Origin of the sequence: Pseudomonas sp. RW10S2 (genome assembly GCF_014268985.1) — a bacterium.
In the GTDB taxonomy this organism is placed as follows: Bacteria; Pseudomonadota; Gammaproteobacteria; order Pseudomonadales; family Pseudomonadaceae; genus Aquipseudomonas; species Aquipseudomonas wayambapalatensis.
The window spans coordinates 33,811-52,196 of record NZ_JABWRO010000008.1 but is presented as its reverse complement, the minus strand read 5'-3'; the positions used below and the strand labels follow the sequence as shown (position 1 = coordinate 52,196).

12 protein-coding genes are annotated in these 18,386 nt (G+C 61.5%); 6 read left to right on the top strand and 6 right to left on the bottom strand.

The annotated features are described in order from the left end of the window. Window positions 1-32 precede the first annotated feature (32 nt). The 5 genes from HU729_RS03495 to HU729_RS03475 all read right to left on the bottom strand — a co-directional run bounded on the left by HU729_RS03495 (window position 33) and on the right by HU729_RS03475 (window position 8,269). Window positions 33-2,795: an RHS repeat-associated core domain-containing protein gene (locus HU729_RS03495; RefSeq protein WP_186708394.1), complete on the bottom strand. Its 2,763-nt coding sequence runs from the start codon at window positions 2,793-2,795 to the stop codon at window positions 33-35. Between the two features lie 104 nt (window positions 2,796-2,899). Further along, window positions 2,900-3,658 (bottom strand): thiol:disulfide interchange protein DsbG, encoded by a 759-nt coding sequence (dsbG, locus tag HU729_RS03490; RefSeq protein WP_186666329.1) that lies wholly within the window; start codon window positions 3,656-3,658, stop codon window positions 2,900-2,902. 1 nt (window position 3,659) lies between these two features. Continuing rightward, window positions 3,660-4,496: a TlpA disulfide reductase family protein gene (locus HU729_RS03485; RefSeq protein WP_186708392.1), complete on the bottom strand. Its 837-nt coding sequence runs from the start codon at window positions 4,494-4,496 to the stop codon at window positions 3,660-3,662. Further along, window positions 4,496-6,226 (bottom strand): protein-disulfide reductase DsbD, encoded by a 1,731-nt coding sequence (gene dsbD / locus HU729_RS03480; protein ID WP_186708390.1) that lies wholly within the window; start codon window positions 6,224-6,226, stop codon window positions 4,496-4,498. The genes HU729_RS03485 and dsbD overlap by 1 nt, the downstream gene beginning before the upstream one ends. Window positions 6,227-6,340: 114 nt before the next feature. Beyond that, window positions 6,341-8,269: a transglycosylase SLT domain-containing protein gene (locus tag HU729_RS03475; RefSeq protein ID WP_186708388.1), complete on the bottom strand. Its 1,929-nt coding sequence runs from the start codon at window positions 8,267-8,269 to the stop codon at window positions 6,341-6,343. A 235-nt stretch (window positions 8,270-8,504) separates the two neighbouring features. Here HU729_RS03475 and HU729_RS03470 point away from each other — a divergent pair, with 235 nt between their 5' ends. Beyond that, window positions 8,505-10,436, top strand: a complete 1,932-nt coding sequence (locus HU729_RS03470) for an ATP-binding cassette domain-containing protein (RefSeq protein WP_186666325.1) — start codon at window positions 8,505-8,507, stop codon at window positions 10,434-10,436. A 60-nt stretch (window positions 10,437-10,496) separates the two neighbouring features. Here the strand turns inward: HU729_RS03470 and HU729_RS03465 are convergent, their stop codons facing one another. Then, complete coding sequence (locus tag HU729_RS03465; protein WP_186666323.1) at window positions 10,497-10,937, bottom strand: universal stress protein; 441 nt, start codon at window positions 10,935-10,937, stop codon at window positions 10,497-10,499. 109 nt (window positions 10,938-11,046) lie between these two features. Here HU729_RS03465 and HU729_RS03460 point away from each other — a divergent pair, with 109 nt between their 5' ends. The 5 genes from HU729_RS03460 (at window position 11,047) to topA (ending at window position 18,351) form a co-directional block, all read left to right on the top strand. After that, window positions 11,047-11,484, top strand: a complete 438-nt coding sequence (locus HU729_RS03460; protein WP_186666321.1) for a hypothetical protein — start codon at window positions 11,047-11,049, stop codon at window positions 11,482-11,484. Window positions 11,485-11,956: 472 nt separating this feature from the next. Beyond that, window positions 11,957-14,104 (top strand): fatty acid oxidation complex subunit alpha FadB, encoded by a 2,148-nt coding sequence (gene fadB, locus HU729_RS03455; RefSeq protein ID WP_186666319.1) that lies wholly within the window; start codon window positions 11,957-11,959, stop codon window positions 14,102-14,104. Window positions 14,105-14,134: 30 nt separating this feature from the next. After that, the gene (fadA, locus tag HU729_RS03450) at window positions 14,135-15,310 is read left to right on the top strand and encodes an acetyl-CoA C-acyltransferase FadA (protein ID WP_186708386.1); all 1,176 of its coding nucleotides are present in this window, start codon (window positions 14,135-14,137) and stop codon (window positions 15,308-15,310) included. Between the two features lie 79 nt (window positions 15,311-15,389). Beyond that, on the top strand, window positions 15,390-15,641 hold the full coding sequence (locus HU729_RS03445; protein WP_186708384.1) for a DUF1653 domain-containing protein: 252 nt from the start codon (window positions 15,390-15,392) through the stop codon (window positions 15,639-15,641). Between the two features lie 100 nt (window positions 15,642-15,741). Beyond that, a complete protein-coding gene (gene topA, locus HU729_RS03440) occupies window positions 15,742-18,351 on the top strand; it encodes a type I DNA topoisomerase (protein WP_186708382.1) in 2,610 nt (869 codons plus the stop codon). The last annotated feature ends 35 nt before the right edge of the window (window positions 18,352-18,386 follow it).

Here is an 18,386-nt window from a genome sequence, read left to right as displayed (position 1 = left end):
TCAGTGTCCAACCCTTGGGCTAGTCAGTGCTTTCATTTATTTTGAGTGGAAGGTTTTCTGCGTAAGTTATTAGCAGATATAAAGCTGTTGCGCTTAGTGGGTCGCTGCTTGGCTGCCCCACCAGGCGATTCATCAATCTCGACGATAGCTTCGCTCGGACGGGCGTTTGCAGTGGTCCTCGCTTCTGTCGTTATTGTTTGCAGAGGGATATGCTCCCCTGTTGGGGCGACTTCACGTATTGGCCGGGCAGTAAGTGTTTGTATAGGTGCAGATAGGTCGGATTCAACTGCAAGTGGAGGTGGAGGAGTATCGGCGGAGGTGAGTTCCGGTGTCGGATTTGCTTCAGCGTTCACACGCCCTGCTTCTGCTTGGTCATCGCTGCTGTTTTGCATATTGGCAAGTCGTGTGTTGGTGATATTAATGGCTCTCCTGGTTGTAAAGACCGTGGCGCTGGTGTTAAATAAAATATTGAAAAAAGTTATACCAAGCAATACGAGTTCTGGATATGCCTGCGTTGCTGCACCTATCAAAGTGATGATCGCAGTTAAGACCCCCGTGAATCTGAGAGTTGAAGCCAAGGCACTTAACCTTCCATTATTACCCTCAAACGCTGTTTTGTAAGTACGCCAAAAAGTGGCAGCAGGTGTTGGTGACCCTTCTGCGGCATTCCGCGCGAGCGTGGTTGGCTCAAGCTGCAGGCTATACAACGAATACCCTCCGGCACCGGCCGTCAAGCCGTTCGCAGCCAGGATCATTAGCATAATGATCCTCCTGGCATCCTCGAGCGGGTCATCGGCGGCCAGCCCTGTGGGATCGCGCCTGTTGACCGGGTTGTTACCCACCATGCAGAAAAGATTCAAACCGTCGACCAGTCCTGCAGGATCCGCACTCAACCATCTACCGAAGGCGCATAGATAATAACGCCAGCCAAAATAGTAAAGTCCGCTGGCATCGAGTTCTTTTCCCGAATAACGGTGTGTGCGCAGTTGCAAGCTATCGACTTCAATACCGTCCTCATCGACACCTGTCGTCGCGCCGAACGGTGCATATTCTTCCCGTGATACCACCAGGCCTTGCTCGTCGGTTTCCCCACCCACATTGTTCTGGTGATCACTGAATGCGTAGCGCAAATAGCACCGTTCATTGGTGCGATCCGATATCCAGCGCACCTCTTGAATCTGGCTGATGGCGATATGTTGCCGAGGTTGTTCCTGACCTTCCAGCATCCTGATGCGCACTTCGCAATCCTGCACGTAGGTGGTAACGGTCAAAGCCACTTCATTTGATCGCCGGGTCCGATTCACCTTGCGTGAGCGTACTCCGCCACTGGCGTAGTGGTAGTGCTCGGTATCGTTGTCTTCGCCTGGTCGCTCGACCATGACCACCTGATGCAGTTGATTGTCCGCCTGCCATATCAGGGGCCTGCCGCCATCCAGTTGCTTCTGCAGACCGCCCGCCAGAAACCCCTGTTCTGGGGTAAGCGGATGATCTTTGGGCAGTGCCCGGTTGCTGTTGGCGGCAACTTTCAGGTGGCGTGTGCGCGAGCCCGCGCCGCCGTTATGACTGAGGCGGGTCAGGTTGTCGCCGTCGTCATAGCTGAAGTGCTCTGTGTAACGAGTCCATACGGTGCCTCCCTGGCGGTCGGACCTGGCAAAGGCCCGCGCCGCGAACCTGGTGACTGACGCGCGCTCACGACCTGTGGCACAGGTGAGGCGTTGCAGGCTGTCGTAGTTGAATTCACGCCGCGCCGTGATGTGCTGGTTGTCATGCCAGCCTGGGGCGGCGCCCATATCGTCGATGACGGTGATGTTGCCAATGGGGTCGTAGTGATAATGCAAGTCGCTGATCGACAACGGCCCCAACGGATGATCGACGGGACGGGCGATGTGGTGTCGGCTGAGAAGGTTGCTGCGCTGCGAGTAAGTCCAGGTCTGAACCACACCATTACCTGTGATCTTTACCCGCATTTTTCCATCGGCGCGATACTGCACGGTGTCGAGCAGCACAGCGTAGCGTTTGTCGTGCTGCAGTATGGTGTGGCATACCTCACCGCTGAGGTCATGGGTGTGATGCGTGATTACACCGGTTGCATCGGTCTGTCTCAGTAGCTCGCCCAACGCGTTATGTCGAGCGATGTTCGACCACTGCTGTTGTTCCAGTTCGTCTTCACTGCCTTGTGCCCAGTCTGGCTGACTGGCCGAGGGTTGTAGAAGGCGACGCTGGGTTTCCAGGGGCTGGGAAGTCAGTGACAGGGCGGCAGTCGTCGTGACTCCAGCGTTGTCATGATGTTCGATCAGTTGTCCGGCAAGGTTGCGCAACCGGCTCGGGGCGTCGGCGAGCCCATACCGAAGACGCTCGCGCTGGCGCTGAGCGCCCGCGCAGGGCTGTTCGAGAACTGCTTGTGGTCGACCACCTTCTTCTGGCGAGGTATACAAGGTGCGAGTGACAGTGCCTTGGGCGTTGCTCTTCCACAATGGTTGCCCGGCAATATCGTTGAAACTCAGGGTACGGTCATCGTCCACCGTTTGTTGCGCCAGTACCTGACCGCCCAGGGTGACGATGCTGGTGGCATTGGCAAGAAGCGTGGCTTCGGGCGTTGCGCGCAGTGGACGAGCCCCGAATATCGAGGTGCTCCGTTGTTCGGGCTGTATCTGGACCCGACTGCGCAAAAGCCTGGGTGAACCGCTTTCACCAGGCTGACGCAGCAGTGACAGTTCCAGTACGGGATGACCGCGACTGGAACTGACGGAGGCATGTGGGGTACCGGAATGATGTCGATGCTCGGCGTTGAACATGGGCATGACCAAATGACGATTCAGTAGTGTTCGTCAGTGTAGTTTCGCAACCGATTGCATACACCTGACAGAATTATCAGGTACCCGTCAGCGAGCCTTGTTATTCAGCGCTTGCCGAGTATCTTCCCCAGCATTTCCGGCCGCGGTGCACCCTGCTGGCTCTGCAGTTGCCCTTGCTCATCCTGATAGAAGATCGCCGGTGTCGCACCTAGCCCCATTTCCTCCATCAGTGCCTGGTTGACTGCCAGCTGTTTCTGGGTCGCGTCGGGAATGGTGTCCAGCGCCTTGAGCGTACTGGCCTTGCCGGCGCTTTCGTGGTCTTGCAGTGCCTTGGCAGGGTCTTTTGCCGACAACAGCGCTGCGGATTTGCCCGGGCTGTCCGGGCGGATGATGCCGACCATGATATGGCGCAGTTGCACCTTGCCCGACTCGACCCAGGGCCGCGCCTGTTGCCAGAACATGTTGCAGTACGGGCAGTTGGGGTCGCTGAACAGGTAGACGATACGTGGCGCATCGGTCTTGCCGTCCTGGATCCAGGCGGTCTTTTCCATCTTCGCCCAGATTTCCTTGCTCATCGGTGTGTAGACCAACTTGTCCAACGGTTCGGCGCTCAGGTCCTGGCCTTGTTCATCGAAAAGGCTGCCAACCAGCACGTGCTTGCCGTCGGGCGTCAAGTACAGGGCGATGCCGTTGTTGTGGTACTCGGCGGCATAACCGCGCAGGCCATTGGGCGCGTCGAAAGTACCCTTGATTACCGCGCCCTTGGCTTCCATCTGCTGGATCGCCTTTGGCCAGGGCTCGGCCTGCGCCAGGGGCGCGACGAGCAGGGCCAGGGAGAGGGGCAGGAGAGCAGTCAGTCGCATGTCATTTTCCTTGTACGGCGGGGGCGGGCGCTACGGCCCGCTCTAAAGGCTCCAGGGCGTTGTGCAGGCTGGCGCGGGATAGCTCGCCGAGGTGGCTGCCGACCAGGCGTCCCTCGGCGTTGTAGAACAGGGTGGTGGGCAGGGCCATGGAGCCGACCCGTTGCGCCAGTTGCCCGCTGCCGTCGAACAGCACGTGATTCAGGCTCAGGCCGGTCGTGGCCAGGAAGGTACTGACGCTCTCTGGTGTTTCGCCTTGGTTGACGAACAGGAAGGTCACGTCGGGGTAGTCGCTCTGGGCCTGTTGCAGCACAGGCATCTCACGCCTGCACGGTGGGCACCAGGTGGCCCAGATGTTGATGACCAGTGGTGTGCCGCGGTAGCTGTGCAGGGCCACCGATTCGCCGCTGGCGTTTTGCAGGCTCAGTTCGGGCAGCTCGGTGCCTTTGCTGTACAGGTGGCTGCCCAGGCTCGCCAGCCCCCAGAACAGTGCGCCGCTGAACAGCGCCCAGCCCAGCGGGCGGCGCAGCCCCGGTCGGCGGCGACCCTGCCACAAGGCAGCAGCGATGAGTCCCGCCAGGCCACTCCAGAGCTGGAAGCCGCCATCGCGAATGTCGATGATCTGCACAGGGTCATCGCGGTACATCGCCCAGTACTCCAGGACGAAGCCCGCACGGGCGCAGAGGAGCCCGACCAGAAACAGGTTGAACAGCGCCGATTCGGGGCTCTCGCCGCCACGGCGAGCGACCCACCAGCCGACCAGGCAGGCGATGCCCAACGCTGCAAGCAACAGCAGGTGGTTCAAGGCCATGGTCAGCGGCCCCAAGGTTACCGTCAGCATCAGCCTTGACTCCTGGTCTGGGCCCAGTGTTGCAGGAATGCAGCGGCGTCGATTTCACCGGTGATGCGTCGGGCGCGCCGCTCGTCACCTTCCGGGCCGATCCAGATCAGGCTGGGCGGGCCTGGAACCTGGTAGCGCTGCAGCAATTCGCGGCTGGCAGGGGTGTCGGCGGTGACGTCCAGGCGCAGCATTTGCACGCCGTCGAGGCTGACCTGGACATCGCCGCGGGCGAACACCTGTTTCTCCATCACTTTGCACGATACGCACCAGTCGGCGTAGTAGTCGACCAGCACCCACTGGTTGCGTGCCTTGGCGGCATCCAGTTCACGCTGCAGGTCCTGTGGGGTGTTGACGGTGATGACCCGTGCATCGTGGACATTACCGGCGGTTGTCGTGCCGCCGCCGGTGAAGGGCTGCAGCGGTTGCCAGAGATCGTTGCCTCCTGCGGCGGCACCGACCAGCAGCAGGCCACCCCAGAGGCTACCGAGTAACGGTAGGGCGCGCAGCGCCGGTAAACGCTGCAGGGCAGGCCAGGCCGCCCAGGCCAGGGCAATCAGCCAGGCGCCGACCAGTGCCAGCAGCAGCGGCTCGGGCAGCAGGCTGCGTAAGGTGTACAGGGCCATGGCCAGGAAGACGAAGCCGAACACGCCCTTGACCAGGTTCATCCAGGCTCCGGGGCGTGGCAGGTAGCGGTTGCCCAGGGTGACCAACAGCAGCAGCGGTACGCCCATGCCCAGCCCCAGGCTGAACAGCACCAGTGCGCCTTGCACCACATCGCCGCTCTGGGCGATATAGAGCAGGGCACCGGCCAGTGGCGCGGTCATGCACGGCCCCATCAGCAGGCCAGAGAGCGCGCCAAGCAACGCTGCGCCATACAGGTTGCCGCCACGTGTTCCCTGACCTGCACGATCGAGGCGATCACGCACGGCGGCGGGCAGTTGCAGTTCGAAGGCGCCGAACATCGGCAGGGCGAGCAACACGAACAGACCCGCCAGGCTGCCCAACAGCCAAGGTTGTTGCAGCCACGCCTGGAGGCTCGCGCCGAGCAATGCCGCGACCACACCCAAGGCGGCGTACACCAGCGCCATGCTCAATACATAGACCCCGGCCAGCACCCAGCCGCGTCGGGCACTTGCGCCATTGCCCATGACCAGTCCGGCGAGGATGGGCAGCATCGGCAGGGAGCAGGGGGTGAACGCCAGCAGCAGTCCCAGGCCGAAGAAGGCCAGCAGGCTCCAGGCCAGGCTGCTGTGTTGCAGGCCGCTGGCCAGGGCCTGGTCGCTGGCTTGTCCGCTGTCGGCTGCGGCTGGCGCAGAGAGCGCAGGCTGGCCGCCCAGGTCGATCACCGTAGTTTGCGGTGGATAGCACAGCCCGGCATCGGCGCAGCCCTGCCAGCCCAGTCGCAGTTCTCCAGTGGCATTGGCGGGCAGCAGCAATTGGAGTTCGGTGCGGTAGACGGCGCTATCACCGAAGAACTCATCGTGATGGTTGAGGGCAGGAGGCAGTTGCGGTTGCTGATCGACGGGAATGCCGTCGAATTTGAGGCGCTTCTGGTAGAGGTAATAGCCGTCCTTGATCTGGAAATAAAGGCGCATCTGCCCGGAGGGCAGGCGATCCTGACTCAGGACGAAAGCCTGGTTCACCGGCAGGAAATCCGACTTGGGAGCGAAGGGATTGGCCTGGAGCGGGCCGGCGAGCAGGAATGTCAGGAAGAGCAGGAGAACACGCATGTCGACGCCTTGGCAGTGCATTGAGTGCACCATGCTGGAGCAGGCTGATTAACCGAAAGTTAACCCGGTTCGACATGAGGCCCTGCCGGTTGTTCCGGCAGGGCCTTGGTCGGGTCACATGTCGTCGAAGTAGCGCTCGTGCCAGTCCACCAACGGTTGTGGTGCGTTCAGTTTCTGGCCATAGATCACCGAGTAGGACAGCACGTTCTGCACATACTGACGTGTCTCGTCGAACGGAATCGACTCGACCCAGACATCGAAGCTCAGGTGCTTGGCGCCCTTGAGCCACTGACGTACGCGACCGGGGCCTGCGTTGTAGGCGGCCGACGCCAGCACGCGGTTGCCGTTGAACTGGCCGTGTACCTGGCTCAGGTAGGCGGCGCCGAGCTGGATGTTCTTGTCCGGATCGAGCACCTGCGCAGGTGAGGCCAGGGGGATGCTGAACTTGCGCGCGGTCTCCTTGGCGGTTCCTGGCATCAGTTGCATCAGGCCGCTGGCGCCCACCGGCGAGCGGGCATCGTCCATGAAGGCACTTTCCTGGCGGGTGATGGCGAACACCCAGCTGGAGTGCAGGCCGCGGACCTTGGCTTCACGTACCAGGGTATCGCGGTGAGCCATCGGGAAGCGGATGTCCAGGTCGTCCCAGTACTTGGCCTGGCTGATGGTGCGAATGGCCGGGAAGTACCACCGCAGGTCGTAGGCCAGGCGGGCCTGGGCGACCATCTCGTCACGGTTGAAGTGGCGGCTGACGTGGTACCACTCGCGGCGCCCTTCGACGATCTGGCCACGGGCGTGGAACTCCAGGGCGCGGCGCACGCCGGGGGTGTTGCGCACCTTGTTGATCAACTGCTGGCTTAGCACCAGAGGCTTGTTGTTGAGCTGGTAAGGTGTCTGCGCGCGGTCGGCAGCAAGGAAGCCATAGAAGTCGCGCTCACGCGAGACATTCTTGTAGAGCAGTGGGATCTGCGGGTTGTTCGGTTGTGCCAGCTCCAGGCTGCGCGCCTGCCAGTAACGCCAACGGCTGCTGTCGGCCAGATCCTGGGGCAGGCGGCGGCTCAGTTCGTAGGCTTCTTCCCAGCGCCCGAGACGCAGGAGCAGGCGCATGCGCCATTCGCTGACGGTGTTGTCGCGCAGTTCCGGGTCGTAGCGGGTCATCAGGTCGAGGGCGCGCGGATCGTAGCGCCGCGCCAGCGTGAGGCCGATTTCGCGGGCGATGGCGACCTTCTCGTCGCGGGAGAAATGCATGCGTTGTGCGTAGTCGTCGAGCAGTGCCATGGCTTGCTCGGGATCCTGCCGCGCCAGGCGGCGCAGGCCGAGGCTGACCACATCGGACATCGCCTCGTTGACCGGGGTGAAGCGCGAAGGCTGCTTGAGCAGCTCGGGCTTTTGCGCCACGTCGACCAGCAGCTTGCCCTGTGGGCCGAGTGTGGTGAGCGTTTGCACCAGGTTGTTGGCCAGGCTGTAGTTGCGCGCCTCGGCCGCCAGTTTGGCGCGCTGCCAGCGGCGAGCCTCGGTGAGCTGGCCTTCTGCGGCCCACAGGCCGAACAGGGTATCGCAGGCCGCAGGTTGCGACTTGCCGACGTTCCACAGTTTTTCTGCGGTGGCGAAGCCTTCGGCGCGCAGCCCGTTGGTCAACTGGTACTGGCCGTTGAGGCAGTCCAGTTCTGTGAAGTTCAGCTTCGGGTCATAGTATTTGGCGAAGGTCTTCCAGTCGCCGCGTTCGGCCTGCCAGCGCAACCAGCGCAGTTTCATCCAGTTGGCCTGGGGCAGGTCGCCGTGCTTGGCGAGGAAGCCTTCGATTTCCTCGTTGCTGGCAGTCTTCAGCCGCGCGGTGAGTTCGTCGTAGGCCAGGTAGGGTGTGAGCGGATAGTCGCTGAGCGCTTGGGCATAGCGCAGGTAGGGGCCCTTGTCGCCTTTGGCGAGGGCACGCTTGGCCTCGTCGTAGTACTGGCGCTGCTGGGTGATGTCGATGGCCTGTGCAGCACTCGCGGTCGTGGCGGTGAGCACCAGGCAGGAAACGAATTGGAACAGGCGGCTGCGCATGATACGTCCGGGCAGTTGAACCATGAAAAGTGACGGCGAAGCCAGCACTGTTGAAATCTTGTTTCCTTAGCTTAGCCGTTTGCCGGCGGTGGATGAAAGCATTGGGCTTGTATCGAATCGTTAACGCCGACCACGCGTCGCCAAGCGCGCGCCGTCATCGCATCTGGAATGTCACGCAGGGGCGAAGTAGGCGTGAAAGTCAGGTAGAATGCGCGCCCGGTTTTTGGAGATGATCATGACCCTGCTCAAATTCAGCGATGTGTCCCTCGCGTTCGGCGCCATGCCGCTGCTGGACAAAGTGTCCTGGCAGATCGCCCGTGGCGAGCGGGTGTGCATCATCGGCCGCAACGGCACCGGCAAGTCGAGCATGCTGCGCCTGGTCAAGGGTGAGCAGAAACCCGACGAAGGGGAAATCTGGCGTGCGCCGGCACTGAAGATCGGTGAGCTTCCGCAGGAGTTGCCGGTGGCCGACGATCGCAGTGTGTTCGATGTGGTCGCCGAGGGCCTCGACGGCGTCGGTGCGCTGCTCGCCGAATATCACCACCTGAGCCAGAACATCCAGAATGATGCCGACCTGGACAAGCTGATGCATGTCCAGCATGAGCTGGAGGCCCGCGACGGCTGGCGTCTGCAGCAGGTCGTGGAGAGCACCCTGAGCCGCCTGCAGTTGCCGGCCGACAAGACCCTCGCCGAGCTGTCCGGCGGCTGGCGCCGTCGCGTGCTGCTGGCTCAGGCTCTGGTGTCCGAGCCTGACCTGCTGCTGCTCGACGAACCGACCAACCACCTGGACATCGGTGCCATCGCTTGGCTCGAAGAGGCCCTGAGCGGCTTCAACGGCGCCGTGTTGTTCATCACTCACGACCGCTCGTTCCTGCAGAACCTGGCCACGCGGATCCTCGAGCTGGACCGCGGCGGGCTGATTGACTGGAACGGCGACTACGCCAGCTTCCTGGTGCACAAGGAGGCTGCGCTGGCCGCCGAGGAAACCGCCAATGCGCTGTTCGACAAGCGCCTGGCCCAGGAAGAGGTCTGGATCCGCCAGGGCATCAAGGCCCGGCGTACCCGTAATGAAGGTCGTGTGCGTGCCCTCAAGGCCCTGCGCGTGGAGCGCAGCGAGCGTCGCGAGCGCCAGGGCAGGGCGAACATCCAGATCGAGGTCGCCGACAAGTCCGGCAAGCAGGTGATGGTGCTGGAAAACGTCAGCTTCGCGCACCCTCAGGGGCCGAAGCTGGTCAAGGATTTCTCCATGGTCCTGCAGCGCCAGGACCGCATCGGCCTGCTCGGCGCCAACGGCACCGGCAAGACCACCCTGCTCAAGCTCATGCTGGGTGACCTGGAGCCGACCGCCGGCAAGGTCGATCGCGGCACCAAGCTGGAGGTGGCCTACTTCGACCAGATGCGTCACCAGCTCGACCTCGAGAAGACGGTGATCGACAACCTCGCCGAAGGTCGCGACTTCATCGAGATCGATGGTCAGAATCGCCACGTGTTGAGCTACCTCGGAGACTTCCTGTTCAGCCCCCAGCGTGCACGCACGCCGGTCAAGGCGCTGTCTGGTGGTGAACGTGCGCGTCTGTTGCTGGCCAAGCTGTTCAGCAAACCGGCCAACTTGCTGGTGCTGGACGAGCCGACCAACGACCTGGACGTCGAGACGCTCGAGCTGCTTGAGGAAGTGCTGTCCAACTTCAAGGGCACGGTACTGATGGTCAGCCACGACCGGGCCTTCCTCGACAACGTGGTCACCAGCACCCTGGTGTTCGAGGGTGAGGGCAAGGTGCGTGAGTACGTGGGTGGCTATGAAGACTGGATCCGCCAGGGGGGCTCGCCGAAGCTGCTGGGCGTGACCGAGAGCAAGGGCGGCAAGTCCGAGCTCAACAGTGCGGTGGTCGAGAAGGTTGCGGTCGAGGTCGCCCCGGAGCCCGTGGCGCCTGTGGTGGCCGACAGCAGCAAGAAAAAGCTGAGCTACAAACTGCAGCGTGAGCTGGAGATGCTGCCTGGGCAGATCGATGCGCTGGAGCAGAAGATGGCGGTGCTGCAGGAAGAGGTGAATGCGCCTGGCTTCTATCAGCGGCCGATTGGCGAAACGTCGGACGTGCTGGCCAAGCTCGAGACGTTGCAGGCTGAGCTGGATGTGCTGGTCGAGCGCTGGGCCGAGCTGGAAGGTTGAGTCGATCGAGCCGGCCCTATCGCGGGACAAGTCGCAGCGATAGGGCCGGCTCGGGCTATATCATTCTTTCTTCTGCAACCGCACCGCCAGCACATCGCACGGTGCTCCATGCAGGACGTCATTGGCCGTGGAGCCCAGTAGCAGCGCCAGGCCATGGCGGCCATGGCTGCCGACCACGATCAGGTCGCACTTCTGATCCTTGGCCAGTTGGTGGATTTCCTGGCGCGGCTGGCCGTAGGTCAGGTGCGAATCGCCGCGATTGATGTCTGGATATTTGTTGAACAGGCGATCCATGCGTTCCTTGGCCTGGTCGAACTGCTGTTGCTGCAGTTGCGACAGGTCCATCGGCACGTCGCCACCAAATGCCATGGCCATCGGCTCGACGATATGCACCAGCGAGACCTTGGCGTTCGACGGTTTCGCCAGTGCCATGGCACGTTTGATCACTGGGTCGCATTCTTCGGTCAGGTCGACGGCAACCAGAAGATGTTCGTAGGACATGAGCGGCACTCCTGACAATCGCAATAGTGAAAGTATGGTCGCTTTCTGGCAGGCCTTGCGTGAAAAAGACTAACCCGCTCATTTGCAACGCTTTATGGGAACTACAGATATGACGGTATGGCTGGTGGTGTCAATCCTTGCGCTGATTCTCAGCCCGCTGGCCTGGTTGCGACCGTCGCGCAAGCAGAGCGAACAGATGAGCCTGCGCCTGGAGGGGCGGCGCATGGGTCTGGCCATGCAGCTGGCGCCCCAGGAGTGGCCGCACTGGCTGGAAAACCAACCGCCAAGCCCGTGCCCACAGTACTACCGCGGGCGGCGCAAGGGGCGAGAGGATAGCTGGTGCTACTGGCAGGTCAGCCCGGGCGTGTGGTGGAACAAATGGCGCGAACCCTGCCAGGAGCCACGTCTGGCGGAGTGTTTTGCGCGGTTGCCGGCCAGTGTCTACAAGGTGGAGGCCGATACCCGCATGATCGCCTTGTACTGGAGCGAGCGCGGCGAAAAATCTGTATTGCAGGATATTGCCCACACCCTCGAAACCCTCGCCTGAGGCATGCGCAAAAAAAAAGTGGGAGCAGGGCAACCCTGATCCCACAGTGGTGAAGCTGGCCAGGCAGGCCGGGAAAACATTCGATTCGAGGGCAGTGTAGACCCTTGTCTCCAATGTGCACATGAAAAATCAGCAGGCTGGCAGCGCAACTAACCCCACCAGCCATTGGCCGATCGTCGTCATGAATGATCGACAATCACTGTCATCATGTTTTATCCCCTGGTGTTACAAAATGACTGGAAAGTCGCGTTTTCCGGGTGCTTTCGAGCATTTGACAACGCCGACCTTTTCGGAGAATGTGTGCGTACCCAAATCAAACGGGCGTATGAATTGAGCGTTTGTATGTTCACATCGCTCGTACAGAATCCCGACTAGCGCGCTGACGGGTGTGCCTGGGGGAGGGGCGTAAAGCCGGCCTTCCTGCCAGTGATCGGCGTGTACAGTTCAGCTTCCATATCGTGGAGATCAGTTGATGATTTACGAAGGTAAAGCCATCACGGTTAAGGCTCTTGAAAGCGGCATCGTCGAACTGAAGTTCGACCTCAAGGGTGAGTCCGTCAACAAATTCAACCGCCTTACCCTGAACGAGCTGCGTCAGGCCGTAGACACCATCAAGGCCGACGCCTCCATCAAGGGTGTGATCGTCAGCAGCGGCAAGGACGTGTTCATCGTCGGTGCCGACATCACCGAATTCGTCGACAATTTCAAGCTGCCCGAAGCCGAGCTGGTGGCCGGCAACCTGGAAGCCAACCGTATCTTCAGCGACTTCGAAGACCTCGCGGTGCCAACCGTCGTGGCCATCAACGGCATCGCCCTGGGCGGCGGCCTGGAAATGTGCCTGGCGGCGGATTACCGCGTCATGTCCAGCAGCGCCAAGATCGGCCTGCCGGAAGTCAAGCTGGGCATCTACCCGGGCTTTGGCGGCACCGTTCGCCTGCCGCGTCTGATCGGCTCGGACAATGCCATCGAGTGGATCGCCTCGGGCAAGGAAAACCGCGCCGAAGACGCCCTGAAAGTGGGCGCCGTCGATGCCGTGGTCGCCCCTGAGCTGCTGCAGGCCGGTGCCCTGGACCTGGTCAAGCGCGCCATCAGCGGAGAGCTGGACTACAAGGCCAAGCGTCAGCCCAAGCTCGAGAAGCTCAAGCTCAACGCCATCGAGCAGATGATGGCCTTCGAAACCGCCAAGGGCTTTGTCGCCGGTCAAGCCGGCCCGAACTACCCGGCTCCGGTCGAAGCCATCAAGACCATCCAGAAGGCCGCCAACTTTGGCCGTGACAAGGCCCTGGAAGTCGAAGCCGCAGGCTTTGCCAAGCTGGCCAAGACCTCGGTCGCCGAGAGCCTGATCGGCCTGTTCCTGAACGATCAGGAGCTCAAGCGCAAAGCCAAGGCCCATGACGAGATCGCTCGTGACGTGAAGCAGGCTGCCGTACTCGGCGCCGGCATCATGGGTGGCGGTATCGCCTACCAGTCGGCCGTCAAGGGCACGCCGATCCTGATGAAGGATATCCGTGAAGAAGCCATCCAGCTGGGCCTGAACGAAGCGTCCAAGCTGCTTGGCAAGCGCGTCGAGAAAGGTCGCCTGACCCCGGCGAAGATGGCCGAGGCACTCAACGCCATTCGCCCGACCTTGTCGTATGGCGATTTCGCCAACGTCGACATCGTCGTCGAGGCCGTGGTCGAGAACCCAAAGGTCAAGCAGGCGGTGCTGGCCGAGGTGGAAGGGCAGGTCAAGGAAGACGCGATTCTGGCGTCGAACACCTCGACCATTTCGATCAACCTGCTGGCCAAGGCCCTCAAGCGTCCGGAAAACTTCGTTGGCATGCACTTCTTCAACCCGGTGCACATGATGCCGCTGGTCGAAGTCATTCGTGGCGAGAAGTCCAGTGAAGTGGCGGTCGCCACCACCGTGGCCTACGCCAAGAAGATGGGCAAGAACCCGATCGTGGTCAACGACTGCCCGGGCTTCCTGGTCAATCGCGTACTGTTCCCGTACTTCGGCGGCTTCGCCAAGCTGGTCAGCGCAGGCGTCGATTTCGTGCGCATCGACAAGGTCATGGAGAAGTTCGGCTGGCCGATGGGCCCGGCCTACCTGATGGACGTGGTCGGCATCGACACCGGCCACCATGGTCGCGACGTGATGGCTGAAGGCTTCCCGGATCGCATGAAGGACGATCGCCGCTCCGCCGTCGACGCCCTGTACGAAGCCAATCGCCTGGGGCAGAAGAACGGCAAGGGCTTCTATGCCTACGAAACCGACAAGCGCGGCAAACCGAAGAAAGTCGCCGACGCGTCCGTGCTGGACGTGCTCAAGCCGGTGATCTTCGAGCAGCGTGAAGTCAGTGACGAGGACATCATCAACTGGATGATGGTGCCGCTGTGCCTGGAGACCGTGCGCTGCCTGGAAGATGGCATCGTCGAAACTGCAGCCGAGGCGGACATGGGCCTGGTCTACGGCATCGGTTTCCCTCCCTTCCGCGGTGGTGCGCTGCGCTACATCGATTCGATCGGTGTTGCCGAGTTCGTTGCCCTGGCCGACAAGTACGCCGATCTGGGTCCGCTGTACCACCCGACTGCGAAGCTGCGTGAAATGGCCAAGAACGGCCAGCGCTTCTTCAACTGAACGGCCACGAGCTAGAGCGAGATTATTGATATGAGCCTGAATCCAAGAGACGTGGTGATTGTCGACTTCGGTCGCACGCCGATGGGCCGTTCCAAGGGTGGCATGCACCGCAACACCCGCGCCGAAGACATGTCGGCGCACCTGATCAGCAAGCTGCTGGAGCGCAACGACAAGGTCGATCCGAAGGAAGTCGAGGATGTGATCTGGGGCTGCGTCAACCAGACCCTGGAGCAGGGTTGGAACATCGCGCGCATGGCGTCGCTGATGACCCCGATCCCGCACACCTCCGCCGCCCAGACCGTCAGCCGCCTGTGCGGCTCGTCGATGAGCGCGCTGCACACCGCTGCCCAGGCGATCATGACCGGCAACGGCGATGTATTCGTGGTCGGTGGTGTCGAGCACATGGGGCACGTCAGCATGATGCACGGCGTCGACCCGAACCCGCACCTGTCCTTGCACGCCGCCAAGGCTTCCGGGATGATGGGCCTGACTGCGGAGATGCTCGGCAAGATGCACGGCATCACCCGTGAGCAGCAGGACCTGTTCGGTCTGCGTTCGCACCAGTTGGCTCACAAGGCCACCGTCGAAGGCAAGTTCAAGGATGAGATCATCCCGATGCAGGGCTATGACGAGAACGGCTTCCTCAAGGTTTTTGACTACGACGAAACCATTCGTCCCGAGACCACCCTCGAGGGCCTCGCTGCGCTCAAGCCGGCGTTCAACCCCAAGGGTGGCACTGTCACCGCCGGTACCTCGTCGCAGATCACCGACGGTGCCTCGTGCATGATCGTCATGTCCGGCCAGCGTGCCATGGACCTCGGTATCCAGCCATTGGCCGTGATTCGTTCGATGGCAGTAGCCGGTGTGGATCCGGCGATCATGGGTTATGGCCCGGTGCCTTCGACTCAGAAAGCCCTCAAGCGCGCGGGTCTGACCATCGCCGACATCGATTTCTTCGAGCTCAACGAAGCCTTCGCCGCACAGGCCCTGCCAGTGCTGAAGGATCTGAAAGTGCTCGACAAGATGGATGAGAAGGTTAACCTGCACGGCGGCGCCATCGCCCTGGGCCACCCGTTTGGTTGCTCCGGTGCACGGATTTCCGGCACCTTGCTCAACGTCATGAAGCAGAATGGCGGTACGCTGGGTGTGGCGACCATGTGTGTCGGCCTGGGTCAGGGCATCACCACTGTCTTCGAACGCGTCTGATCGCTTCGCGGGACAGCAGCCGGGGCCTAGTGCCCCGGTTTTTTGTTTTTTACAGGATTTGTTCAAGAGGGTGGGCGGCATGCAGATACAACCAGGCGTATACCGGCATTACAAAGGGCCTGAGTACCGTGTCTTCAGCGTTGCGCGGCACTCGGAGAGCGAAGAGTGGATGGTGTTCTACCAATGCCTGTATGGTGACTATGGGTTCTGGGTACGTCCACTTTCGATGTTCCAGGAGTCGGTCGAGGTTGACGGCGAGCAGGTGCCACGCTTTGCTTTGGTCAAGGCCGAAGAGGGGCTTGCGGCACTGGCCGGGAAGCCCTGCGAGTGATCGACCGCGCTTGACCTCACTCTTTTGCCACTATATATAGCGGTGCCGCGTCCGGCACCTGACGCGTTTTTCATCTTCAGATTCAGGAATACTCCGATCCATGGGCAAATCGCTGGTCATTGTGGAATCCCCGGCCAAGGCCAAGACCATCAACAAGTACCTGGGCAGCCAGTACGTGGTGAAGTCGAGTATCGGCCATATCCGAGACCTCCCCACCAGCGGTTCGGCCAGTACGGCCAAGGAACCGGCGGCCAAGCGCGGCAAGACCGCGGGTGAGGCTCCGGCGCTGACGCCAAAGGAGAAAGCCCGGCGCCAGTTGGTGGCGCGCATGGGCGTCGACCCGGAGGCCGGCTGGAAAGCCAAGTACGAGATCCTTCCCGGCAAGGAGAAGGTGATCGATGAGCTGCGCCGCCTGGCCAAGGATGCCGACACCATCTATCTCGCAACCGACTTGGATCGCGAGGGGGAAGCCATTGCCTGGCACCTGCGCGAAGCCATCGGGGGAGATGACAGCCGTTACAAGCGCGTGGTGTTCAACGAAATCACCAAGAAGGCCATCCAGGAGGCGTTTTCGCAGCCTGGCGACCTGGATATCGCTCGGGTCAACGCCCAGCAGGCGCGGCGCTTCCTCGATCGCGTGGTGGGCTACATGGTTTCGCCGCTGCTGTGGTCCAAGATCGCCCGTGGCCTGTCTGCCGGTCGTGTGCAATCGGTAGCAGTGAAACTGGTGGTCGAGCGTGAGCGCGAGATCCGTGCGTTCAATCCCGAGGAGTATTGGGAGGTCCATGCTGACCTGGGTACTGCGAAGAACGCCAAGGTGCGCTTCGAAGTGGCGCGCGAGAACGGCGAAGCCTTCAAGCCGTTGAACGAAGCGCAGGCCATGGCGGCGCTGGAGAAGCTCAAGGCTTCCAGCTACAGCGTGATCAAGCGTGAGGATCGCCCGACCAGCAGCAAGCCGTCGGCGCCCTTCATCACCTCGACCTTGCAGCAGGCGGCAAGCAATCGCCTGGGCTTCGGGGTAAAGAAGACCATGATGATGGCCCAGCGTCTGTATGAAGCCGGTTACATCACCTATATGCGTACCGACTCGACCAACCTGTCGACCGATGCCGTTGAAATGGCGCGCAGCTACATCGAAAGCGAGTTTGGCAAGCAGTACCTGCCGGCCGCTCCGGTCGTCTACGGCAGCAAGGAAGGGGCACAGGAGGCGCACGAAGCGATTCGTCCGTCCGACGTCAACACCCATCCGACCAAACTCAGCGGCATGGAACGCGATGCCGAGCGCCTGTACGAGCTGATCTGGCGCCAGTTCCTGGCCTGCCAGATGCCACCGGCGCAGTACCTGTCCACGAGCGTCACCGTGGCGGCTGGCAACTTCGAGTTGCGTGCCAAGGGGCGTATTCTCAAGTTCGACGGTTACACCCGCGTATTGCCTCAGCAGGCCAAGCCGGGCGAGGACGACGTGCTGCCGGAAATGGGGCAGGGCGAGACGCTCAAGTTGATCCAGCTCGATCCGAGCCAACATTTCACCAAGCCGCCAGCGCGCTTCACTGAAGCGAGCCTGGTCAAGGAAATGGAAAAGCGCGGTATCGGTCGTCCGTCGACCTATGCAGCGATCATTTCCACCATCCAGGACCGCGGTTACGTGACCCTGCACAACCGCCGCTTCTACTCCGAAAAGATGGGCGACATCGTCACCGAGCGTTTGTCGGAAAGCTTCTCCGATCTGATGGACTACGGTTTCACCGCCGGCATGGAGGAGAACCTCGATGATGTGGCCCAGGGTGAGCGTGACTGGAAGAACGTGCTCGATGAGTTCTACGGCGATTTCAGCAGAAAGCTGCTGGCGGCCGAGTCCGCCGAGAATGGCATGCGTGCCAACCAGCCGACCCTGACCAACATTCCATGCAAGGAATGTGGTCGCCCCATGATGATCCGTACCGCGTCCACCGGAGTGTTCCTCGGCTGTTCGGGCTATAGCCTGCCACCGAAAGAGCGCTGCAAGGCTACTGTGAACCTGGTGCCGGGCGACGAAATCGCGGCGGATGACGAAGGTGAGTCCGAGTCGTTGGTGCTGCGCGGCAAGCACCGCTGCCCGATCTGTTCGACGGCGATGGATGCCTATCTGCTCGACGAGAAGCACAAGCTGCATATCTGCGGTAACAACCCGGATTGTGCCGGCTACGAGATCGAGGAAGGCAGCTACCGTATCAAGGGGTACGAAGGGCCGAGCCTTGAGTGCGACAAGTGCGGCAGCGAGATGCAGCTCAAGACCGGCCGCTTCGGCAAGTTCTTCGGTTGCACCAACCCGGCGTGCAAGAACACCCGCAAGCTGCTCAAGAGCGGTGAGGCGGCGCCACCGAAGATGGACAAGGTGGAGATGCCGGAGCTCAAGTGCGAGAAGGTCGATGACACCTACGTGCTGCGTGACGGTGCCTCGGGCTTGTTCCTGGCGGCAAGCCAGTTCCCGAAGAATCGCGAGACCCGTGCGCCATTGGTGCTTGAGATCATCCCGCACAAGCACGAGATCGACCCCAAGTACCATTTCCTCTGCGATGCGCCGCAGAAGGATCCGGACGGTCGTCCGGCGGTGATCCGCTATAGCCGCAAGACCAAGGAGCAGTACGTGCAATCCGAGGTAGACGGCAAGCCGACAGGCTGGAAGGCGTTCTACGACGGCAAGGCGTGGAAGGTCGAAGACAAGCGCTGATTCTTCGGTGTTTTGATTAGGGCCGCTTTGCGGCC